Genomic DNA, 23,308 nt, shown 5'->3' with positions numbered 1-23,308 from the left:
CGTTCACGTGGCGGACGAAATCTCTAACGGACTGTAAGAAAAGGATTTTCTGGCCTGGAATGGACCGGTCAGCCCGCCTCGAGGCTGGCCCGCGGCGGCAGCGCCCAGTCGATCGGCGCCTTGCCCTGGTGGCTCAGATACTCGTTGGCGCGCACGAAATGGCCGCAGCCGATGAAGCCGCGATGAGCCGACAGCGGCGACGGATGCGGCGCCTTCAGGACGCGGTGGCGGCTCGGGTCGATCAGTTTGCCCTTCTGCTGGGCGTAGCTGCCCCACAGCAGGAAGACCAGCCCTTCGCGCTCGCGGTTCAGGGCGTCGATGCAGGCGTCGGTGAATCCTTCCCAGCCCTTGCCCGCGTGCGAGCCGGCCATGCCGCGCTCGACGGTCAGTACCGCGTTCAGCAGCAGCACGCCCTGGCGCGCCCACGGCAGCAGGCAGCCGTGGTCCGGCCGCGGAATGCCCGGTTCGCGCTGCAGCTCGGCGAAGATGTTCAGCAGCGACGGCGGCGGCGGCACGCCGGGCGGCACCGAGAAGCACAGGCCGTGCGCCTGGCCGGGGCCGTGGTAGGGGTCCTGGCCGAGGATGACGACCTTGACCTGCTCGAACGGGGTGGTGTCCAGCGCGGCGAAGATCTTCGACCCGGGCGGATAGATGACCTTGCCCGCGCGCTTCTCGGCGCGCAGGAATTCCGCCAGCGCGAGCATTTCCGGCCGTTCCAGATAACTGCCGACGCGCGCCTTCCACGACGCCTCGAGCTTCACCCGTTCCTCGCTCATGCCGGCACCCCGGTCCGTCTGCGCAGATGCCGCGACACGCGCAATTGGAACTGCAGCTTGGTCACCAGCAGGCGCTCCTCGATGGGCTTGTGCACGAGATCGTTCGCTCCGGCACGCAGCAGGGCGGCCTGGTTCGCCGGGTTGTCGTCGCCGGTCATCACCAGCACGGGCAGCTCGCCCTTGGAATAGCCGAAGCCGGTGCGGATGCGTTCGAGCAGGTCGCCGCCGGTCAGCTCGCCCTTCAGGTTCACGTCGGTGAGGACCAGGTCCGGCGGCGCCGCGCCGGTGTCGCGGGCCGCCTCCAGCCGCTCCAGCGCCGCCTCGACGCTGAGCACGTGCGCGACCGTGAAGCCGGACTTCTGCAGCATGCGCGTCGTCGCCAGCGCGACCACGCGGCTGTCCTCGACGTAGAGCACTTCGCCCTCGACCGTGGTCGCCGGCGACACGTAGCCGTGGATGAACGCCGCCAGCGCGTCGAAGCCGAGCGACTTGTCGAAATAGTCGGTCACGTCGTCGGACAGCCGCCGCGCGACGAGGCGCTCCTGCACGTCGCCGGACACCACGACGATGGGAATGTAGGCCTGCGTCGCGCTCGCGCGAACGTGGCGGGCGAGCTCCAGCCCGTCCATGTCCGGCAGGCGCAGCGCGGTGGTGACCAGATCGACCACCCCCTCGCCCAGCGTGCGGCGCGCCTCCTCGCCGCTGCCGCAGCCGAGCACGACCGCGTTGGGTAGCTGCGCCTTCAGCACGCGCTCGATCAGCTGGCGCATGACGCGCGAGCCGTCGACGACCAGCACGCGCGGCGCGTCGCTGCCGATGTGGCGGGTCAGGCGGACCGCTTCGCTCATGTCTGCGGCTGCCCCGCGGCGAGATGACGCGCGGTGGCGACGAAGGCACCGAGCCAGCCGAGCAGCGCGCTTGCCCCGATCACCGCCAGCGCGACGAGCACGCCGACGCCGTGCAGCGCGAAGCGGCCGCCGTAGCTTTCGATCACGCGCTGCGCCGGCCCGGCCAGGGCGAGCTCGACCGCGATCACGATCGCCAGCGCGCAGAGGCCGCCGAGCAACCCGTACCAGAAACCGGCGTACAGGAACGGCCGCCGCACGAATCCGTCGCTCGCACCGATCAATTGCATCACCGAAATTTCCGCGGTCCGGGCCTGGATGTCCATGCGCACCGTATTGCCGATCACGAGCAGGGTCGCCAGCGCCAGCAGCGCCGCGATCACCGCGACGATGCGTTCGCCAAAGTGGAGAATGTCGGAAAGTTTACGACGCCACGCGGCGTCGTACTGCACCAGATCGACGCGCGCGTCGGCCTTCAGCTCGGCCAGCAGCGGCGGCGCGTCGAGATCGGTCTTCTCGCCCGGCGTGACCACCAGCACGCTCGGCAGCGGATTGGAGCGCAGCACGTCGAGCGCCTCGCCGAAACCCGACAGCTGGCGGAACTCGGCCAACCCCTGTTCGGGCGTGCGGATCAGCACGGCGGCGACGTCGCCGCGCGCACGCAGTTCGCCGGCGAGCCGGTCGGCTCCCCTGGCGTCGACCGAAGGCTTCAGGAATGCGGTGATCTCGCGCGCCTCGCGCAGGCCGCCGGCGAGATCGCGCGCGTTGTCGAACAGCAGGAAGAACATCAGCGGCAGCGCCAGCGCGAAGCCGAGCACGAGCACGGTCAGCGCGTTCGCCCACGGCCGCGCCGCGAGGCGGCCGAGACTGGAGAAGAAGCTGTACAGATGCTGGTCGCGCCAGGCGGCCAGGCGTTCGCGCCAGGGCACGCGCGGACGGCGCGGCTGCGCGGCGGATTTCGCCGGCGGCGCGGGGCGGCGTACGTTGCGCTCGGCCTGGCGGCTCATGCGCCTCGCCCCGGCCTGGCCGACTCGGGACGGAAATCGTCGATCAGCCGGCCGTGGTCGAGCACCAGCACGCGCTTGCCGAGGCGGCGGACCAGCATCAGGTCGTGGCTGGCGACCAGCACGGTCGTGCCGACCTGGCCGAACTCCGCGAACAGGCCCATGATCTCGGCCGACAGCTGCGGGTCGAGATTGCCGGTCGGCTCGTCGGCGATGATGACCGGCGGCTTCGCCACGATCGCACGCGCGATGCCGACGCGCTGCTGCTCGCCGGACGACAGCGTCGCCGGGGCGGCCTTCTCCTTGGCGAGCAGGCCGACCTTGTCCAGCGCCGCGCGCACGCGCTTGCCGATCTCCTCGCGCGCGGTGCCGGCGATCAGCAGCGGCAGCGCGACGTTGTCGAACACCGTCCGGTCCATCAGCAGGCGATGGTCCTGGAATACCATGCCGATGCCGCGCCGCGCATGCGCGATGCCGCCGCGGCGCACGCGCGCCAGGTCGGCGTGATTGACGACGAGCTGGCCCCGCGTCGGACGCTCGACCAGCCCGATCAGCTTCAGCAGCGTGCTCTTGCCGGCACCCGAATGCCCGGTCACGAACACCATTTCGCCGGCGTCGATCTCGAAACTGAGATCGACCAGGGCGTCCTGACCCGATGCGTAGCGTTTGCCGACCTGTTCGAAGCGAATCACGCGCGCGATTCCCCGCCGTTGCGTACCGATTTCATGCGCTCCTCCGCGCGGCGCGGAAGTCGCGCTGCCAGGCCAGCCAGCTCTGCAACATCACGACGCTCCAAAGGTGCGTGTGCCATTTGCGCTCGCCGCGCTTGAACGCATTCCAGCGCCGCAGCACGGACGAGGCATCGAGCAGATTATCGCGGCGCAGGCTCTCTTCCGACAGCAGGTCGTCGGCCCATTCGCGCAACGGCCCGCTCAGCCACGATCCGACCGGCGCGCCGAAACCGGCTTTCGGACGGTCGACCAGTTCGTCGGGCAGGTACCGTCGCAGCAGGGCCTTCAGCAAGTGCTTGGGTTCGCTTTCTCGCGCACGCATCGCGTCGGGCAGCGAGAAGGCGAACTCGGCGACGCGCGAATCGAGCAGCGGCGAGCGTGCTTCCAGGCCCACCGACATGCCGCTGCGATCGAGCTTGACCAGCACGTCCTCGGGCAGGTACGCGAGGAAATCCAGGCTCATCATGCGCTGCGCCGGCGACAGCCCGGCGTCGGCGAGAGGGCGCGCGGTGTAGGCGGTGGGCGGTTCCTCGGCGCCATGCACGACGCGCAGCGGCGAGCGCCAGCGGCTGATGCGGTTGAGATAGATGCCGTCGATGTCCTCGGCGGCCATCTCCATGCCGATCGTGCGCAGGCCGCCGGTGCGTGCGATCTCCAGGTCGCCGCGCACCAGCCAGCGGCCGAGCAGGCGCCGCAGTCCCTGCGGCAGGTACGCATGCCAGCGCCAGTTGCGCAACGCGCGCAGATAGCGCGAATACCCGAAGAACAGCTCGTCGCCGCCGTCGCCCGACAACGCGACCTTGACCTGCCGGCGCGCCAGCTGGGCGACCAGCACGCTCGGGACCATCGAGACGTCCGCGAACGGCTCGTCGTAGATCTCCGGCAGGCGCGGCACGACGGCCAGCGCGTCGGCGCCGCTGACCCGGAACTCGGTGTGCGCGGTGCCCAGGTGCGCGGCGATCCTGCGCGCGTAGGCACCGTCGACGTCGTGCCGGTCGGCGAACGCGATCGTGAAGCTCTGCACCGGTTGCGCGCTCTCGCGCTGCGCCAGCGCCGCGATCAGCGAGGAATCGGTGCCGCCGGACAGGAACAGACCGACCGGCACGTCGGCGTGCAGGCGCAGTCGCACGGCCGAGCGCAGAAGCTCGTCGAGCGCGGCCAGGGCGTCTTCCTCGCTGCCGCCGAACGGGTTCGCCAGCGCCGCGCGGATCCGCGCCTGCGCGTCCCAGAACGGGCGCGACGGAGGCCAGCCGGTTCCGGCCAGCGTCGCTTCGTCGAAACGGACGCAATGCCCGGCTTCGAGCTTGCGCACCTCGCGGTAGATCGAACGCGGCGCCGGAATGTAGTCGTAGCGCAGCAGCGAGGTCAGCGCATCGGTGTCGATCTCCGGCTCGAAGCGCGGATGGCCGAGCAGCGCCTTCAGCTCCGAGCCGAACACCAGACCGTGCGGGGTGCGCCCGTAGTACAGCGGCTTCTTGCCGACGCGATCGCGCGCCAGCCACAGCTGCCGCTCGGCCCGGTCCCACAGCGCGAAGGCGAACATGCCGTCACAGCGCGACAGCGCGCCGTCGATGCCCCATTCGACGATCGCGGCCAGCAGCACCTCGGTGTCGGAATGGCCGCGAAAGGAATGGCCGCGCGCCGCCAGCTCGCTGCGCACTTCTTCGAAATTGTAGATCTCGCCGTTGTAGACGATGACGTAGCGCGCATCGGCCGACGGCATCGGCTGATGCCCGAGCGGCGTCAGGTCGATGATCGCCAGGCGCCGGTGCGCCAGCGCCAGCCCGGCCGCCGCCTCGACGAAGACGCCGTCGTCGTCGGGGCCGCGATGATGCAGGGTCTGTCCCATGCGCCGCGCCAGCGCGGCGAGCGCGTCCGCGTCGCGGCCCGCCTGCGGCTCCCAGCATCCCGCGATCCCGCACACCTATTTCACCATCTGGTTGAGGTTGAAGATCGGCAGCAGGATCGCCAGCACGATGAACAGCACCATCGCGCCGACCGCGAGGATCACCGCCGGGCCGAGCACGGCGGTCAATGCGGTCAGCCAGCGATCGAGTTCGCGCTGCTGCTGCTGCGCGGCCTCCTCGAGCATGCGCGGCAGCTCGCCGGAACGCTCGCCGCTGGCGATCAGGCGCAGCGCGACCGGCGGGAACAGGCCGCTCTCGCCGAGCGCACGCGAGAACGCGCTGCCCTCGCGCACCTTGAACGCGGCGCGCTTGAGCGCCTCGCGCATCGGCAGGTTCGGCACCACCTGTGCGGCGATGCCGAGCGCGTCGAGCAGCGGCACCGCGCTGCCGGCCAGCAGCGCCAGGGTGCGCGTCGCGCGTGCGGTGTTCGCCGCGCGCGTCAACCGGCCGACCAGCGGCAGGCGCAGCAGCCAGCCGTGCCAGCGATGGCGCATCGCCTCGCTGCGCAACGCGACGCGCGCGGCGACGACCGCCACCACCAGCAGCACGAGGATCGCCCAGCCCCAGCTGCGCAGGAACGCCGAGACGGCGATCAGCACGCGCGTCGCCAGCGGCAACGTCTGATGCAGGTTCTGGAACACGCCGACGATCTGCGGCACGACCCAGGTCAGCAGCCCGGTGACCACCGCGATCGCGACCAGGCTCAGCAGCAGCGGATACGCCAGCGCCGCGAGCATCTTCTGCTTCAGCGCGTCGCGCGCCTCGGCGTAGTCGGCGAGCCGGTCGAGCACGGATTCGAGCCGGCCGGACTGCTCGCCGGCGGCGACGGTCGCGCGGAAGATCTCGGGAAAGCTCTCCGGGAAATCGCCCAGCGCCTGCGCCAGGCTCGCGCCTTCCATCACGCGCGCGCGCAGGCTCATGGTCAGGCCGCGCTGGCGCTCGTTCTCCGCCTGCTCCGACAGCGCGGCCAGCGCCTCGTCGATCGGCAGGCCGGCGCCGATGAGCGTGGACAGCTGGCGCGTCAGCAGGGCGAGCTGCACCGCGCTCAGGCCGTGCGGCGAAAACGCGCCGCGCCGGCGCGCCGCCCCTTCGCGTACTTCCTCGACGCTGAGCGGATTGAGGCCGCGCTCGCGCAGCGAGCCGCGTACCGCGCGCGCGGTGTCGCCCTGGAGCACGCCGCGCTGGGTCTTGCCGGAGGCGTCGAGGGCCTGGTACGCGAAGGCGGGCATCGATACGGGCGGGATGAGTGACCGGGCGCGTATTCTTTCAGCAAAGGCCGTTGAAGTCGCGCCGATCGCTCGACGGATTTCGGTCTTCCCGTACGCCGCCGCGCGCGAAAGGACTCAGATTCCGGACAGACGCTCCGCCGACCAGGCTTCGATCGATCGCCAGCAGGCTTCGGGACGAGCCTGCAGGAGAAAGTGAGGGCCGTCGACGCTCGCCACTTCTCCCAGCCCGCCCGCCGGAAACGCGCTGAACGGAACCAGACGATCGCTCCGGGGGACCAGCGCGAGCCAGGGCACGTCCAGGCTTTCCAGCGTCGCACGCTCGTCGAGATCGCGCAGCAGGCGCAGGCGCGAACGTACGACTTCGATCGGCAAGGCGCGCACGACGCGCTGAACGGCCGAAGCGAGCCCGGCGGACGCATGGAAGTCCAGGCACATCAGCCGAACGAGCGCCATCGACGTGAGCGCGTGCTGCCAGCGCGCACCGATCGACTCCAGCGGCACGAGACCGAGCAAGGGATTGGGGCGCTCCACGAAGCTCGCAGCCAGTACGACGCCGGCGACCCTCCGGTTGCGTCGCTGCAGTCTCAGGGCAATCGGCCCGGAAAACGACTCCGCGACGACGACGCAAGGCAAGACGGCCTCGATCGCCGCTTCGACATGGTCCACGTAGTCGTCGAGCCGCCACGAAGGATCGAGCGGATAGCGCACGATGCTGACATTGGCCCGCGGCCGGCACCGCACGAATTCCTCGAAGAGCAGCCCGCTGCCGTCGAGCCCGGGCAGCAGCACCCAGGTCTTCCCGGTCATGCGGCGGCGCCCTCGATCACCGGCCTTGGCCTTACTCTTCCCGCGTGACGCGCAGCACTTCCTCGGTCGAGGTGACGCCCGCCACGCACTTGCGCCAGCCGTCGTCGAGGATCGAGGCCGAGCGCGTGCGCGCGTGGCGCTCGAGCTCGGCTTCCGATGCGCCCTCGTGGATCAGGCGGCGGATGGCCTCGTCAACCGGCACCAGTTCGTACAGGCCGGTGCGGCCGCGGTAGCCGGAGTGGCGCGCATGGGCGGCGAGGTCGGCACGCGGCCGGTACAGCGTGACCTTCGCGTCGGCCGGCTGGCCGAACGCGGCGAGTTCGCCCGGCGTCGCCGCGTACGCCTCGCGCGTCGCCGGATCGAGCACGCGCACCAGGCGCTGCGCCAGCACGCCGATCAGGCTCGACGACAGCAGGAACGGCTCCACGCCCATGTCGCGCAGCCGCGTGACTGCGCCGACCGCCGAGTTCGTGTGCAGCGTGGACAGCACGAGATGGCCGGTCAGCGAGGCCTGCACGGCGATCTCGGCGGTTTCCAGGTCGCGGATTTCGCCGACCATGACCACGTCCGGGTCCTGGCGCAGGATCGCGCGCAGGCCGCGCGCGAAGGTCATGTCCACGCGCGGGTTGACCTGGGTCTGGCCGACGCCGTCGAGGTAGTACTCGATCGGGTCCTCGACCGTCATGATGTTGCGCGAGCTGTCGTTCAGGCGCAGCAGCGAACCGTACAGCGTGGTCGACTTGCCCGAACCGGTCGGGCCGGTGACGAGCAGGATGCCGTGCGGGCGCGCGATCAGGTCTTCCAGCCGCAGCCGCATCGCCTCGGCCATGCCGAGCTGGGCCAGGTCGAGCTTGCCGGCCTGCTTGTCGAGCAGGCGCAGCACGACGCGCTCGCCGCGCCCGGCCGGAATCGTCGACACGCGCACGTCCACCGGCCGTCCGGCGATGCGCAGGCCGATGCGGCCGTCCTGCGGCAGGCGCCGTTCGGCGATGTCGAGCTTGGCCATGACCTTGATGCGGCTGACCACCGCGCTGGCGATCGCCTTCTGCGGCGCGAGCACCTCGCGCAGCACGCCGTCGATGCGGAAGCGCACGACGAGACGGTTCTCGTACGGCTCGATGTGGATGTCGGAGGCGCCTTCCTTGACCGCCTCGGTCAGCAGCGCGTTGATCAGGCGGATGATCGGCGCGTCGTCCTCGCTCTCGAGCAGGTCTTCCGGCTCGGGCAGCTCGTCGGCGACGGCCTTCAGGTCCAGTCGTTCGTCGAGGTCGGACACCATCGTGCGCGCGTCGTCGCCCTGCTCGTACAGGTCGCGCAGCAGGCGCTCGAACTCGGGCGGTGCGAACGTGGTGAAGGCGAGCGGCGCGCCGAGATGGCGGCGCAGTTCGGCCAGCACCTCGGTGCGCGCGCCGGGACGGCAGGCGATCTCGGCGACGCCGTCGCGCCAGCCGGTCAGCGCCACGCCGTGACGGCGCGCGAAGCCGAAGCTCGGCCGCTGCGCGGGCTTGCCGGCGGCGTCGCTCATCGGCGCGGCGTGGCCGGCGCGGTCGGCTGCGCCAGGTTCGGCTGCCCGTCGAGCGACGGGCTGGCGAGGAAATCGTGCACTTCCGGCAGCAGCGGCCGCTGCGAACGCGGCGTGATCGGCCAGTCCTCCTGGCGCATCTGCAGCTGCTCGGTGCGCATGTAGTTGTACTTCTCGCTCGACACCGAAGCCTCGGTCGCCTCGTCGCGCAGGATCTTCGGATGCAGGAACACCATCAGGTCGCGCTTCTGGTGGTCGTTGGAGCGGTAGCGGAACAGGTTGCCGAGCAGCGGGATGTCGCCGAGCGCGGGCACCTTCTGCACGTTGTCCTTGAGCTGGTTGTCGATCAGGCCGCCGAGCACCAGCAGCGCGTCGTCCTTGACCAGCACGCTGGTCGTCAGCTCGCGCTTGTTGGTGATCAGGTCGACCGCACCGGTCACGGTCGGCGCCAGCGAGGAGACTTCCTGGTGGATGTCCAGGCGCACCGATTCGCCTTCGTTGATCTGCGGCTTGACCTTCAGCACGAGGCCGACGTCCTTGCGCTCGATGGTCTGGAACGGATTGGTGATGCCGTTGGAGGGCGTGTTGCCGCCGCCGAGCGAGGCGTTGGTGGTGTACTGGCCGGTCAGGAACGGCACTTCCTGCGCGACCTTGATCTGCGCTTCCTGGTTGTCCAGGGTCAGCACCGAGGGCGTGGACAGGATGTTGGACTTGCCGTCGCCGCGCAGCGCGCTGATCAGCGCGCCGAGCTGGGCGATCGGCTTGCCGTCGGGACCGGCGATCGTGCCGGCGACGTAACCGAGGTTGAAGCCGTTGCCGACGCCGAACGGGTTGATCGCCGCCGAGAGGATGTTGTTGCCGGTGGACGGACCGGTGAAGTTGGTGCCGCCGATGATGTGCTTGTTGCCGGCCACCTGCCATTGCACGCCCAGTTCGCTGGCGGTCTGGTCGGCGACCTCGGCGATCACCGCCTCGATCAGCACCTGGCTGCGGCGGATGTCCAGCTGCCGCACGACGGCCGAGAGCGAGCGGAAGATCGCCGGCGGCGCGCTGATGATCAGCGCGTTGGTTTCCTCGTGCGCCTGGATCGTCGCCGGCGAGGCGAGGCCGCCGGCGCTTTCGCCGGGCTTGGCCGCGGTCGGCGGCGCGCTGCCGCTGAGCGTGGCGGCGACGCCCTGCAGGATCGGCACCAGGTCCTTGGCGTTCGCGTAGCGCAGGTAGACGACCTGGGTGTCGCCGCCGTCCACCACCGGCGAGTCCAGGTGCGCGATCAGTGCGCGCAGCTTCAGGCGCCCGTTCTTCGAGCCGGCCAGCAGGACCGAGTTGGTGCGCGTGTCGGCGAACACGCGCGAGGCGTCGCCGTTCGCCTGCGCGGTCTTGTCGTCGGCCAGCGAGGTCAGCGTGCGCGCCAGTTCCGAGGCGTTGGCGTGGCGCAGCGGCACCACCTCGACCTGCGCGTCGGACACCGTGTCGATGCGCTGCACGATGTCGACCAGGCGCTTCACATTGCCGGCGCGATCGGACACCACCAGCGAATTGGACGTCGCGTGCGACAGCAGCTGGCCGCCCTGCGGCAGCAGCGGACGCAGGATCGCCACCAGTTCGGCCGCCGAGACGTGCTTGACCGGCACGATCTGCGTGACGATTTCGTCGGACGACTCGGCGCGCGCGGCGCCGAGCCCGGAGCCGCCGTCCTGCTGCGCCATCGCTTCGGGCACGATCTTGATCATGCTGCCGGAAGGCACCGCGGCCAGCCCGTGCACGCGCAGCACGGACAGGAACACGTCGTAGATCTCGTCCGGGCGCATCGGCTGCGCCGAGACGACCGTGACCTTGCCCTGCACGCTCGGGCCGACGATGAAGTTCTTGCCGGTGATCTCGCTGACCGTGGCGATCAGCGCCTGGATGTCGGCGTCCTTGAGGTTCAGCGTGTGACGGCCGTCGGCGGTGCGCGCATGGCCGGGCTGCGGCTCGGGCGCGGCCTGCGCCAGAGCGGCTGCGCCGTGCAGCGCCGCGAGAAGAGCGAAGGCGAGCGGCAGAAAACGCATTGCGGAAGATCCCCGGTGTTCGAAGTGATTCATTGCAGGCCGACGTCGAGTTCGACCGGCTTGCCGTCGCGCAGCACGGTCACGCGCGCCGATTTCGCGGTCGCCAGGCTAGATAGGATCTGCTGGCCGCGCGCGAACGAGTCGACCGCCTGTCCGTCGACCGCGGTGACGACGTCGCCGGAGCGCAGGCCGAACTGGCCGAGCAGCGCCGTGTCCGCGCCCGGCGCGACGCGCACGCCGGTCAGGCGGCCGCCGTCGAGCACCGGCACCACCGGCACGCGCTTCATCAGCTCGTCGGGATTCTGGCGCAGGCGCGCGAGCGCCTGCTGCGCGTCGTCGGTCACCTTCACCGCCTGCACGCCGGGCGCGGCGGCCGGCGCCGTTCTCGCGGCGCTGCCGGCCGGGCGCGGCGTGCGGCTGCTCGCGGTGGCCGGCGCCGGACGCACGATGTCGGCGGGCGCGAGATTGCGCTCGCGCGGCAGGCGCAGGGTTTCCTCGGCGCCGCCGCGCGACAGCACGATGCGATCGGGATGGACGGCGGCCAGGCGCACGCCGGGCACGACTTCCTCGCCGACGCGGAACGCGCGTTCGCTGCCGTCGGCGCCGGCGACCACGGCCAGGCCGGATTGCGGATCGCTCTGCGCGACGGTGCCGCGCAGGATCAGCGACAGGGTCGACGCCGCCTCGCCGGCGGCACCGGCCCGGCGCGGCGTCTGGCCGAACAGGTGCCAGCTGGCGACCGAACGTGCCGCGACGGCGACCGGCACGGCGCCGGCCGGCTGTGCGCGCTCGCCGGAGAGCCCCGCCTCGCCCTGCGGCAGCAGCTGCCAGACCAGGCGCACGAGCAGCCACAGCGCCAGCGCGCCGAACAGCGCGCAACAGGCCCAGGCCGCCGTTCCGGCGTAGCGACCGCGGTCGATGGCCAATCCGCGCCGCGCCATGCGCAACGCCCCCTGCGAGAAAAGACGCGCAAGCGTAGCAAACGGCGACGACGCGCGGGGCGGCGCAATTCCCGCTTTGGCCGACGGCGGCGCAGGCGTCTGTCGGCAATTCCCGCGTTTCGGCGTAACGACCTGACAAGCGCTCGTATCGGGCGCGTCTGCCAAACGGGGAATCTTCGATGAAACCGCTCGTCTTCCGCTTTACGCTGCGCCGGCATCGCACGCTGCTCACCGGCCTGCTCGCCTGTCTGCTCGGAGGTCTCGCGATCGCCGCGCAGGCCGCCGAACCGCCGACCTACCAGGACTGGAACGACCTGATGCGCAACGCGCCGCCGGCGCCGCAGCCGCGGCCGGAATGGCGCCGCACGCCGGAAGGCGTGCCGCCGGTCAAGAATCTCGGCCACGAGAAGGACCTGCTCAGCGGCGAGGTGCGCAGCCGCCGGGTCGATCCGGTGCCGGCCCTGCTCGCGCGGCCCGGCTCGGTGGAGGGCTTCCCGGGCGAACTGGAAAGCTCCGCCGATGCCGGCGCTCCGCTCGAAGGGCCTGCCGCCGCCACCGCCGGCACGCACCGCTCCGTGCCGGCGCAGATCCAGGCCACGCCGCCGGGCCCGAGCTACTACGTGCGCGACTATCCGTGGCGCACGATCTACAAGCTCGTCATGCGCTTCGGCAACTGGTGGTACGTCTGCTCGGCGGAGACCTTCGACGGCTTCCACCTGATGACCGCCGGCCACTGCCTGTACAACTTCGATCCGAACCGCGACGGCAACACCTCCGACCAGCAATGGGCCGACGAGGTCTGGGCCTTCCCGGCGCAGACCGACCTGATCACGCCGAGCGGCGAGGCCGACCAGCCGTTCGGCGAGGCGCGCGCGACGCTGCTGCGCAGCTGGTCGTGCTGGACCGTCGACGCCGACTGGGACTGCGACTGGGGCTTCGTCACGCTGGACCGCCCGATGGGCGACCGCGTCGGCTGGATGGGGCGCGCCTGGGGCGTGGAGGAACCCAACCTCAACTACTCCGGCTACCCAGCCGAGACGCCCTACGTGCCCGCCGGCACGCTGGTGCAGTACCCCGGCTACGACGCCGGCAACGGCCACGACTACAACGACTTCCGCATCCCGATGTACGCCTACACCTACGGCGGCCACAGCGGCGGCCCGGTGTGGCGCTACGTCGACGGCAACCGCTACATCCTCGGCACCAACTCCACCTCCGACCGCAACGGCAACGCCGAAGCGACACGCTACACCACCGACGAGGAGAACTATTTCTCCACCAGCTCGACCACCGACCAGACCGAGCGGCCGCCGCAGTGGCTGGTCGACCTGGGCGAGGAGTTCTACTACTACGAGACGCCGCTGAAGGGACTGTCCACGCCGGTCGTCGGCCGCCGCGGCGAGATCGCGTTCGACTACAACGTGGTCAACAACGGCTGGGCCGCCAGCGGTCCGGTCACGGTTGACTTCTACGCCTCGTGGGATACCAACATCACCACCGGTGATCTCTACCTCGGCAGCGCCAGCCTCGGCTCGCTGGCCGCGTACAACTACGTCCACGCCGGCATGCAGCTGCGCCTGCCGTCGAGCGTGAGTCCGGGCCAGTACTACGTCGGCTGGATCGCCGGCGCCGGCGGCGAATACGGCGGCATGAACTACTGCGGCGGCGCGCGCGCGGACTGCAACAACTACGGCGTCATCGCCGACCTGCTCACCGTGACCACGGACAGCGGCTTCAACTGGACCGTCACCGCCGCGGCCGGCGGTGGCGGCGGCATCTCGCCGGCCGGCGCGCAGACGATCGAGGACGGCTGGACCGCGAGCTTCAGCCTGACCCCGGACGCCGGCTACGTGATCGACGCGGTCAGCAGCAGCTGCGGCGGCAGCCTCGCCGGCAGCGTGTTCACCACCGATCCGGTGCACGCGGACTGCAGCGTCACCGCCAGCTTCGTGCAGCAGCCCGACGACGTGGTCTTCGCCGACGGTTTCGATTGACGCACCGCGCGCCCTCGCCGCGCCCGGCGCCGCCGGCTTCCAGCCGGCGGCGCTTTCGTTTCCGGCGCGATGTCCGGCGACGGCGGAATTCCCCGTATCCCCGAGCGAGCCGGCGGCGTGCCGGCACAGCCCTGAGGGATACGCCATGCTTCATCGACTCGTCCGAATCCTCCCGTGCCTCGCCTTCCTGCTTCCCGTCGGCGCCGCGCTCGCCGCCGACAAGCCGCCCGAGCCCGACACCGAAATCGCCTGGGAAACGCAGGCCGGCGGCTACGGACTGGATCCGGGCTTCAACGGCGGCGCGTTCTTCCTCGACCGCTTCGCCGGCTCCAGCAGCGCCAACTACCGCGGCCGCAAGCTGGCGCGCCTGTCGAACGGCGACGTCGTCGCGGTCGGCCTGGTGCCGGCCTACAACCAGCCCGATCCGCCGGACGGACAGTTCCACATCGGCCTGGTGCGCTACGACGCATCCGGCCAGCGCGTGGCGTGGACCTTCTCCTCCTCGCCGTACGGCAACTTCGGCAACCAGTACCTGATCTATCCTGGCAGCAACCTCGGCGGACAGCTCACTCCGCGCTTCACCGCCGTCAAGGACGTCAAGACCATCGGCGACCGCATCTACGTCATGGTCGACCACACGCCGGACGGCGAAAGCCGCGACGTGCAGCTGCTGATCTTCTCCGACGTCGCCGGCGAAACGGGCCGCTTCCTCGGCCACTTCACGCTGTTCACCAGCCCGTTCAACGAGGACGGCGCCGAGATGGCGCTGTTCAGCAGCGCCACCCTCGGCGGCGCTCCGTACAAGCTGCTCGCCGCCGCCACCGTGTACGGCGGCTCGGGCAACTACATCCGCCTCAGCCGCTTCAACGTCGGCGGCATCACCCCGTTCGAGGGCGACTCCACCTTCGGCACCGACGGCACCAGCATCGCGTTCCTGTTCCAGACCAGCGGCGGCTGCTCGAGCGCCGTCGCCACCGCCGGTGCCTGTCCGCTCATCGCACGCAGCCTCGCCATCGGTTTCCGCGGCTTCACCGGCTCGGGCCCGATCTACGTCGGCGCCGAGCGCCAGTACGCGGCGACCACCGCAACCAGCAACGACTGGGATGCCGCGGTGGTCAAGTTCAGCAGCAGCGGCGACCTGGACGCCAGTTTCGGCAGCGGCACCGGTGCCGGCAGCGGCAACGGCTTCGCCTTCGTCCAGTTCGACCGCGGCACCAAGGAAGACCGCAACCGCGGCATCGCCGTGCGCACGCTCGGCCTGGGCATTCCGGCCGCACCCTACAACGACGAGATCTACGTGGTCGCCAGCGCCGCGCAGGCCTGCGCGTCGGGCACCGGCGTGGGCAAGCTGGACCAGGACGGCCACTACGTCACCACCTTCGGCACCGGCGGCAAGCTGCGTTTCGGCGGCTGGGACGACCCCGGCGACGCCCAGGCCTGCGCGGTCTACGGCGCCGCCGCACCTTTCGCCGTTGCGCGCGACGGCGCGACGCTGGCGATCGCCGGACAGGACGACGCCGAGGTTGGGCCGGACTTCATCCCCGCCGCGTCGGTCGCCTTCGTCGACACCGACGCCGGCAGCCTTCTGCAGCGCTTCGCCACCGCCGTGAGGCCGCCGGGAGCCACGTTCCCGTCCAGCAGCGCGCTGTACGGCATCGTCGCCTCCGGCAACGGCTCGTTCAGCGTGACCGGCGACGTGCGCGACCCGGGCACCGGCAATACGCTGATGTTCGCAACGGCGCGCATCGGGCGCGACGTGATCTTCGCGAACGGCTTCGATTGACGGCGGACGACCGATGGCCCCCGTCTCCGCCGCGGCCGGTCCGTGCCGACGCGCGCTTGGCGCGCGCGCGCCGGACGCGCTACCTTGCGTCCATGGCGGAGACGGGAGACGACAGCGTCACGCGCTGGCTGCAGCGCTGGAGCGAGGGCGACTGCGGAGCGCTCGATCGGCTGCTGCCGCTGGTCTACGCCGACCTGCGCCGCATCGCCGCCGGCCTGCTGCGCTCGACGCCGGGCCACGCGACCCTGCAGACCACCGCGCTCGTGCACGAAGTGCTGCTGCGCCTGCTCGGACGCACGCCGGCCGCGTTCGAGAGCGGCGCGCACCTGCTCAACGCCTCGGCGCGCATCATGCGGCAGGTGCTGGTCGACCGCGCGCGCAAGGCCTCGACCGAGAAGCGCGGCGGACGCTGGCTGCGCGACGACTTCACCGAGGCGCTGGAGCTGCCGATTCCCGACGGCACCGACCTGGCCGCGCTGGACCAGGCGCTGGGCGAACTCGAATCGGCGCACGAGCGCATGGCGAAGGTCGTCGAGCTGCGCTATTTCGTCGGCCTGGAGGTGACCGAAGTCGCCGCCACGCTGGGCATCACCGAGCGCACGGCGCGGCGCGACTGGGTGGCCGCGCGCGAATGGCTGCGCGAGCGGCTGGAAGAAACGGCCTGAAGCCGTCCGCAGGCGCCGCCGCGCCTGGGTAGCCGCGCGGCGGCGCTTTTCGTTCGGCCGGAACCGTCGGCACGTTGCGGGGGGAGCGATGAAAGAACGCGACATGCTGGCCCTGCGCATCCTGCGCGACGCGCTCGACACCTCGCCGGACGAGCGCAGCGGCTTCGTCTCGCAGCGCTGCGGCTCCGACGACGCCCTGTGCGAGCGCGTCAACGCCCTGCTGCGCGGCATCGGCGAGGACGAGGACGAAGAAGCTCCCGCCGCCCACACCGACGAGGATCCGCTGATCGGCGCGCGCCTGGGTCCGTTCCGCGTGGTCGAACGCATCGGCCGCGGCGGCATGGGCGTGGTCTACCGCGGCGAACGCGAGGGCGCCGACTTCCGCCAGGACGTCGCGCTCAAGCTGATCCGCCGCGGTTTCGACTTCGACGACATCCGCGCGCGCTTCCTGCGCGAGCGGCGCATCCTCGCCCGCCTCGACCATCCAGGCCTGGCGCGCTTCATCGACGGCGGCGTGGCGCCGGACGGGCGGCCGTGGTTCGCCCTCGAGTTCGTGCGCGGCTCGCCGGTCACGCACTGGTGCGACGCGCGCGCGCTCGGCCCGCGCGCGCGCGTACGGCTGTTCCTCGACGTCTGCGCCGCCGTGCAGTACGCGCATGCGCGGCTGGTCGTGCACCGCGACCTCAAGCCCGGCAACGTCCTGGTCGACGACGACGGCCACGCGCGCCTGCTCGACTTCGGCATCGCGCGCCTGCTCGGCGACGAGGAAGCCGGCACGGCCGCGACCACGATCGGCAGCCGCGGCGTGCTGACGCCCGAATACGCCGCTCCCGAGCAGTTCGGCGGCGAAGTCGCCGGCGTCGCCACCGACGTCTATGCGCTCGGCGTGGTGCTGTACGAGCTGGTCGCCGGCACGCTGCCCTACGCGCTCGACCGCCACGACCTCGCCGCGGCCGAACGCACGATCCGCGAGCAGCCGGCGCAGCCGCCGGCGCAGGCCATCGCGCGCGACGGTACCGAGGCGACCGCACGACGCCTGGCCGCGCGCGGTACCGGCCTGCGCGGCTATCGCCATGAAGTGCGTGGCGATCTCACGCGCATCCTCGACAAGGCGCTGGCGAAGGAGCCCGAGCGCCGCTACGCCAGCGTGCAGAGCTTTTCCGACGATCTCTCGCGCTGGCTCGCCGGCGCGCCGGTGCGCGTTTCCGGCGATGCCTTCGGCTATCGCCTGCGCAAGTTCGTCGGGCGCAACCGCCTCGCGGTCGGCTTCGCTGCGCTGGCCGCCGCCGCCGTCGTGGCCGGCATGGCGGCGACCATCTGGCAGATGCGCCAGGCGCGCCTGCAGCGCGACGAAGCGCTGGCCGAAGCCAGGCGCTCGGACGCCACGCGCCAGTACGTCATGCTGATGTTCCGCGACGCCGCCGCACAGAAGGATGCGGGCCGGGTCGACGTGCGCGAGGTGTTCCGGGCCGGCGCGGAGAAACTCTTCGACCAGTTCCGCGACCAGCCGGAAACGGGTCAGACCACCGCGCTCATGCTGAGCGACCTGTATCTGCAGCTGGGCGACGCGGAAGGCGCGACCCCGCTGCTGGAGCGCCTGCTGCAATGGCCCGGCATCGACGGCAACCCGAAGGTGCAGGCGAACGCGCGCTACAACCTGGCGCAGATCGAGCTGGTGCGCGGCCATACCGCGCGGGCGCGCGAGCTGCTGGACCAGGCGCAGGCGTACTGGTCCGTCCAGCCGATCTCGGCGCGCGAACTGCTCAACGAAAGCCGCTCGACGCAGGCCAAGATCGAGCGCGCCGAAGGCCGGGTGGATCTGGCCATCACCACCTTGCGCAACGCCATCGCCGAACGCCGCACGCTGACCGGCAAGGACGATTTTGAACTCGGCAACCTGTTCAACACCCTGTCCAACGCACTGACCCAGGCCGGCCGCTACGAGGAAGCCGAAACCAGCGCGAACGAGAGCTACCGCATCTTCGAGGGCCTGGGCCAGACCGACTCCGACGGCGGCATGGCCGCGCTGAACAGCCGCGGCAACGCCGCCTTGATGATGGGCAGGAACGAGGAGTGCCTGCGCGACTATCGCCGCGTCGCCGACACCACGCGTGCGCTGTACGGCGAAACCACCAAGCTGGCTGCCTCCCTAAACAATCTCGGCGTGGTGCTGACGCGGCTGGATCGCTTCGACGAGGCCTTGCCGAACCTGCAGGAAGCGTTGCGCATCGCGTTCGCGCAGAACGGCCAACGCAGCCCGCTGTCGGTCACCACGAGAGTTTCCCTGGCCGAGCTGTACGCCCGCCTCGGGCGCACGGCGGAAGCGGCGCCGCTGGCCGAGGCCGCGGTGGAGATCGCGCAGGCGAGCTATGCGGCCAACACGACCCTGCTCGGCACGACCTATCGCGCCCGCGCGCAGGTGCGGCTGGCCGAACACCGCCAGGCCGAGGCGCGCGACGATCTCGACCGGGCCACGGCGCTGTTCGCCGCCGGCGGCAGGAGCGGCGAGGCCTACATCCGGCTCATGCAGCCCCTGCGCCGGGCACTGGATGCGCCATGAGCCGCCCACGCGAGCCCGACCATGCCGCCCTGCACCTGCTGCGCGAAGCGCTCGACCTCGACACCGATCTCGAGCGCGAACGCCTGCTGGCGGCGCGCTGCACCGACGATCCACCGCTGCTCGAACGCGTGCGCGCGATGCTGCAGCGGATCGGCGGGGACGATGGGCCCGAGTCGCCCGAGGACGCGACCGACTCGCTGCTCGACGCGCGCCTGGGCGCGTTCCGCGTCGCCGAGCGCATCGGCCGCGGCGGCATGGGCGTGGTCTACCGCGGCGAACGCGAAGGCGCCGACTTCCGCCAGGACGTCGCGCTCAAGCTGATCCGCCGCGGCTTCGACTTCGACGACATCCGCGCGCGCTTCCTGCGCGAGCGGCGCATCCTGGCGCGGCTGTCGCACCCGAACCTGGCGCGCTTCATCGACGGCGGCGTGGCGCCGGACGGGCGGCCGTGGTTCGCCCTCGAATTCGTGCGCGGCGAGCCGGTCACGCGCTGGTGCGATGCGCGCTCGCTCGACCTGCGCGCGCGCGTGAAGCTCTTCCTGGACGTCTGCGCCGCCGTGCAGTACGCGCACGCGCAGCTGGTCGTGCATCGCGACCTCAAGCCCGGCAACATCCTGGTTGAGGCCGACGGCCACGTGCGCCTGCTCGACTTCGGCATCGCGCGCCTGCTCGGCGGCGAGGACGCCGGTGCGGCGCCGACCACCCTCGGCCATCGCGGCGTGCTGACGCCCGAATACGCCGCGCCGGAACAGTTCGGCGGCGAGACCGCCGGCGTCGCCACCGACGTCTACGCGCTGGGCGTGGTGCTGTACGAACTGCTCGTCGGCGTGCTGCCGTACGAACTGGATCGCCGCGATCTCGCGGCGACCGAACACACGATCCGCGAACGGCCGCCGCAGCCGCCGGCGCAGGCGATCGCGCGCGGCGGCCACGCCGCGTCCGCCGCCCGCCTCGCCGCGCGCTCCACCCACCTGCGGCCCTGGCGCAATGACGTGCGCGGTGACCTTACGCGCATCCTCGACAAGGCGCTGGCGAAGGAGCCGGCGCGGCGCTACACGACCGTGGAGGCGTTCGCCGAGGACCTGTCGCGCTGGCTCGCCGGCGCACCCGTGCGCGCCTCCGGCACTGCGTTCGGCTATCGCCTGGGCAAGTTCGTGCGGCGCAATCGCGTCGCAGTCGCGGTCGCGCTCGGGTTGGCCGTCGCGTTGCTCGCCGCTACCGCGCTGGCCCTGCGCAGCGCGCGCAACGAACGCCTGCAGCGCGAGGCGGCGGTCGCCGAAGCCGAACGCGCGAATGCCGTGCAGCAGTACCTGACGCTGATGTTCCGCAACGCCACGCAGCGCCAACGCGAGGGCGCCGTCCTGACCGCCGACGAGGTGCTCCGGCAGGGCGCCGACGACATCTTCGAGTACTTCAGGGACCAGCCCGAGACCGGTCAGGCCACAGCGCTGATGCTGAGCGAAATCTATGCGGCGCTCGGCGACGCGGACGGCGGCGCGCCGCTGCTCGAGCGGTTGCTGAAGTGGCCGGGCGTGGAGGCCCGCCCGGATCTCCAGGCCTCGGCCCGGTTCGGCCTGGCCACCGCGGAACACCATCGCGGCCACGACGCGCGCGCGCGCGAGCTGCTGGCGGCCGCGCAGGCGTACTGGAATTCCCGGCCCGAGCGCCATCGCGAGTCGCTGAGCAGGAGCCGCACGCTGCAGGCACGGCTCGAACGCATGCAGGGCGATACGGATGCCGCCATCGCCACGCTCGACCGGGGCATCCGCGAGCGCCGCGCGCTGCACGACGGCGCCGACGGGGAATCGGCGTACGCGCTGGTCACGCTGTCGATCACGCTCGCCCAGGTCGGGCGAATCGAGGAGGCCTTCGCCCGCGCGCAGGAATCGGTGGCCGAATACGAGCGGCTGCGTCAGGCCCTCTCCTCCGAGGGCCTGACCGCCCTGGGCAACCGGGCGGCGATCGCGACGATGCTCAACCGCGACGAGGAGGCGCTGGCGGACCTGCGCAAGGTATCGGCGACGCTGCGCGTCTACGGCGATTCCGAGGCGCTGGCGAAGGCCGATGCGCAGCTCGGCGAGCTGCTCGGCAAGCTCGCCCGCTACGACGAAGCCGTTCCGCTGCTGCAGGGCGCGCTCGCGATGGCGGGCAAGCGCAGCGGCGAGCGCGGACGCCTGGCCTTCGGCGCGCGCCAGCGCCTGGCGCAGGTGCTGATGGACGCGGGCAGGCCGGAGGAGGCCGAGCCGCTGATCGATTCGCTGCTGGCGCAGGCGCGCGAGGCGTACGGCGAGTCCAACCGCGACACCGGCATCGGCTACCGGATGCGTGCGCAACTGCGCATCGCCCAGCGCCGCCTCGACGACGCGCGTGTCGACCTCACCGCGGCCGAGCAGGTCTTCACCGGCCTGGGTGCGGCGGGACAGCGCCAGATCGAAAAGGTGGCCGCGCTGCGGCAATCGCTCGACGCGTCGACCGCCCGCTGAGATCCACAGCGGGCGACGTCACGGGTACCGCTCGCGCGGAGAACCGCGCGAGACGCTCAGCGCGCGGTGAACATCCGCACGAGACGGCGGAAGAAACCCTGCTTCGGCGGCGAACTCTCCGCCGCGACCGGACCCGGCGGTGCGGTCGGGATCGTGCGCTCGCTGCGCGGCGCGTGCTCGCGGCGCGGCTTGCGCTCGCCGCCGTGCGCAGGGGCCGCCTTGTCGGCGCCGGAGGCGGCGGCCGTGGCGTTCATCGCCTCGCCTTCGCGTCGCTTGTTGCGGCCGCGACCGCCGCGGCGGCGGCGCTTGCGCGGCGCCTCACCGGCAGCAGCCGGCGCGGTCGCGGTACCGTCGTTCGCCGGCACGGCAGCCGCTTCGGCGGCGACCGGCTGGGGCGTCTCGCGGCGCGCTTCGCCGAGCGGCTCGCCGCGGCCGACCTCGCCCCTGCCGCTGCGCCGCTCGCCGTCGCGGCGTTCGCCGTGGCTCCCGCGCGAAGACGAAGAGCGCGGTCCGCGCGAGCGCGACGAGGCGCTGTCCTTCTTCGGCGGGCCGGCGGTGTTGCGCGCGTCGTCGGCGGCTTCGTCGGCGGATTCGGCCTGCGCCGTCTGCGCGCGCGGGCGCGGCGGCGGCGCGACCAGCAGCTGCGGGTCGATCGAGGCGGTCGGGATCTTCTGTTCGATGTACTTCTCGATGTCCGGCAGGCCCATCGCGTAGAGATCGCAGGCGAAGCTGATCGCGTCGCCCTCGGCGCCCAGGCGCGCGGTGCGGCCGATGCGGTGCACGTAGTCCTCGGCGTCGTGCGGCAGGTCGTAGTTGAAGACGTGGCTGACGTCGGGAATGTGCAGGCCGCGCGCGGCGACGTCGGTCGCCACCAGGACTTCGATCTCGCCCTTCTGGAACTTGCCGAGCAGGCGCTCGCGCTTGGCCTGCGGCACGTCGCCGGACAGGGTGGCGACGGAGAAGCCCTGGCGTTCGAGCGCGCGCGTGACCTTCTCGGCGGCGATCTTGGTGTTGACGAAGACCATGCTGCGATGCGCGTCGACGCGCGAGAGCAGGCCGATCAGCAGCTGCAGCTTTTCTTCCTTCGCCGGGAAATAGACCACCTGGCGCACGCGGTCGGCGGTGACGTTGTCGGTCTCGACGGCGAGCTTCTCGGCTTCGTTCATGTGCTCGTAGGCCAGCTCCAGCACCCGCTGGCTGAGCGTGGCCGAGAACAGCATGCTCTGGCGCTGCTCGCGCGGCGGCATGCGGCGGAACAGGAAGCGGATGTCCTTGATGAAGCCGAGGTCGAACATGCGGTCGGCTTCGTCGAGCACGACCGCCTCGATCGCGTTGAACGAGAAGACGTGCTGCTTGAGGTAGTCGATCAGGCGCCCGGGCGTGGCGATGATCAGGTCGCAGCCGGCCTTGAGCGCGTCGCGCTGCTTTTCGTAGTCGACGCCGCCGTAGATCAGGGCCGAGGTGAGGCCGGTGTCGCGGCCGATGTTGCGGAAGTCCTTGTCGATCTGGATCGCCAGCTCGCGCGTCGGCGCGAGGATGACGGCGCGCGGATCGGTCAGCTTGCGGTCGGCGACCGCCGGCTGGGTCAGCAGGCGGTTGAGCACGGCGACGAGGAAGGCGCCGGTCTTGCCGGTGCCGGTCTGCGCCTGGCCGGCGACGTCGCGCCCGGTCAGCGCGACCGGCAGCGTCAGCGCCTGGATCGGCGTGCAGCGCGTGAAGCCGGCGGCATTCAGGCCCGACAGCAGGCGCGGATGCAGGTCGAAGCTTTCGAAGGTGATTTCGGTAAGGGGATGCTGTGACATGAATCGATACTTTGGAGGTGTGGGGAGAAAGCGCGCGGCGGGGGCCGGGCTTTCCTCTGGCGCGGTGTTACGCGCGTCGGGGCAGGTAGCAGATGGCGGCACGACGTCGCTCTTGCAATGCGCGGCGACGCCCCCAGCTTGCAGCGGGTCGGGGTTTGGGCTCAAATGAGCGCGTGCGTTTCGCGCCCTGCCGTACCCCTTTCCGTGCCGC

At 71.3% G+C, this 23,308-nt stretch carries 16 protein-coding genes; 5 read left to right on the top strand and 11 right to left on the bottom strand.

Going from position 1 to position 23,308, the window contains the following annotated elements:
* Window positions 1-68 precede the first annotated feature (68 nt).
* From ung to ACFO6Q_RS05690, 10 genes are all read right to left on the bottom strand, one after another.
* On the bottom strand, window positions 69-776 hold the full coding sequence (gene ung, locus ACFO6Q_RS05735) for a uracil-DNA glycosylase (RefSeq protein ID WP_380019608.1): 708 nt from the start codon (window positions 774-776) through the stop codon (window positions 69-71).
* Window positions 773-1,624 (bottom strand): response regulator, encoded by an 852-nt coding sequence (locus ACFO6Q_RS05730; RefSeq protein ID WP_380019606.1) that lies wholly within the window; start codon window positions 1,622-1,624, stop codon window positions 773-775. The genes ung and ACFO6Q_RS05730 overlap by 4 nt, the downstream gene beginning before the upstream one ends.
* Window positions 1,621-2,628, bottom strand: a complete 1,008-nt coding sequence (gene ftsX / locus ACFO6Q_RS05725; protein ID WP_380019605.1) for a permease-like cell division protein FtsX — start codon at window positions 2,626-2,628, stop codon at window positions 1,621-1,623. The genes ACFO6Q_RS05730 and ftsX overlap by 4 nt, the downstream gene beginning before the upstream one ends.
* Window positions 2,625-3,317 (bottom strand): cell division ATP-binding protein FtsE, encoded by a 693-nt coding sequence (gene ftsE / locus ACFO6Q_RS05720; protein WP_380019604.1) that lies wholly within the window; start codon window positions 3,315-3,317, stop codon window positions 2,625-2,627. Before ftsE ends, ftsX begins: the two co-directional genes overlap by 4 nt.
* 31 nt (window positions 3,318-3,348) lie before the next feature.
* Window positions 3,349-5,280 (bottom strand): asparagine synthase (glutamine-hydrolyzing), encoded by a 1,932-nt coding sequence (gene asnB / locus ACFO6Q_RS05715; RefSeq protein WP_380019603.1) that lies wholly within the window; start codon window positions 5,278-5,280, stop codon window positions 3,349-3,351.
* Window positions 5,281-6,492, bottom strand: a complete 1,212-nt coding sequence (gene gspF / locus ACFO6Q_RS05710; RefSeq protein WP_380019602.1) for a type II secretion system inner membrane protein GspF — start codon at window positions 6,490-6,492, stop codon at window positions 5,281-5,283. It lies immediately after the preceding gene.
* A gap of 114 nt (window positions 6,493-6,606) precedes the next feature.
* Window positions 6,607-7,299 carry an alpha/beta fold hydrolase gene (locus ACFO6Q_RS05705; RefSeq protein WP_380019601.1) on the bottom strand — a complete coding sequence of 231 codons (693 nt, stop codon included), beginning with the start codon at window positions 7,297-7,299 and terminating at the stop codon, window positions 6,607-6,609.
* Window positions 7,300-7,330: 31 nt separating this feature from the next.
* A complete protein-coding gene (gene gspE, locus ACFO6Q_RS05700) occupies window positions 7,331-8,824 on the bottom strand; it encodes a type II secretion system ATPase GspE (protein ID WP_380019600.1) in 1,494 nt (497 codons plus the stop codon).
* A complete protein-coding gene (gspD, locus tag ACFO6Q_RS05695) occupies window positions 8,821-10,869 on the bottom strand; it encodes a type II secretion system secretin GspD (protein ID WP_380019599.1) in 2,049 nt (682 codons plus the stop codon). The genes gspE and gspD overlap by 4 nt, the downstream gene beginning before the upstream one ends.
* Window positions 10,870-10,898: 29 nt before the next feature.
* Window positions 10,899-11,810: a type II secretion system protein N gene (locus ACFO6Q_RS05690; RefSeq protein WP_380019598.1), complete on the bottom strand. Its 912-nt coding sequence runs from the start codon at window positions 11,808-11,810 to the stop codon at window positions 10,899-10,901.
* 179 nt (window positions 11,811-11,989) lie between these two features.
* Between ACFO6Q_RS05690 and ACFO6Q_RS05685 the strand changes: the two genes are divergently transcribed.
* From ACFO6Q_RS05685 to ACFO6Q_RS05665, 5 genes are all read left to right on the top strand, one after another.
* Window positions 11,990-13,804: a trypsin-like serine peptidase gene (locus ACFO6Q_RS05685; RefSeq protein ID WP_380019597.1), complete on the top strand. Its 1,815-nt coding sequence runs from the start codon at window positions 11,990-11,992 to the stop codon at window positions 13,802-13,804.
* Window positions 13,805-13,949: 145 nt separating this feature from the next.
* The gene (locus ACFO6Q_RS05680) at window positions 13,950-15,587 is read left to right on the top strand and encodes a hypothetical protein (protein ID WP_380019596.1); all 1,638 of its coding nucleotides are present in this window, start codon (window positions 13,950-13,952) and stop codon (window positions 15,585-15,587) included.
* A gap of 92 nt (window positions 15,588-15,679) precedes the next feature.
* Complete coding sequence (locus ACFO6Q_RS05675; RefSeq protein WP_380019595.1) at window positions 15,680-16,252, top strand: ECF-type sigma factor; 573 nt, start codon at window positions 15,680-15,682, stop codon at window positions 16,250-16,252.
* An 88-nt stretch (window positions 16,253-16,340) separates the two neighbouring features.
* Complete coding sequence (locus ACFO6Q_RS05670) at window positions 16,341-18,812, top strand: DUF3856 domain-containing protein (protein WP_380019594.1); 2,472 nt, start codon at window positions 16,341-16,343, stop codon at window positions 18,810-18,812.
* Window positions 18,809-21,295, top strand: a complete 2,487-nt coding sequence (locus tag ACFO6Q_RS05665) for a protein kinase domain-containing protein (RefSeq protein ID WP_380019593.1) — start codon at window positions 18,809-18,811, stop codon at window positions 21,293-21,295. The genes ACFO6Q_RS05670 and ACFO6Q_RS05665 overlap by 4 nt, the downstream gene beginning before the upstream one ends.
* Before the next feature lie 56 nt (window positions 21,296-21,351).
* Here the strand turns inward: ACFO6Q_RS05665 and rhlB are convergent, their stop codons facing one another.
* Complete coding sequence (gene rhlB, locus ACFO6Q_RS05660; protein ID WP_380019592.1) at window positions 21,352-23,097, bottom strand: ATP-dependent RNA helicase RhlB; 1,746 nt, start codon at window positions 23,095-23,097, stop codon at window positions 21,352-21,354.
* Window positions 23,098-23,308 lie beyond the last annotated feature (211 nt).

It is taken from the genome of Dokdonella ginsengisoli (assembly GCF_042652785.1).
Lineage (GTDB): Bacteria > Pseudomonadota > Gammaproteobacteria > Xanthomonadales > Rhodanobacteraceae > Dokdonella_A > Dokdonella_A ginsengisoli.
This window is presented reverse-complemented; position numbering and strand designations above follow the sequence as displayed.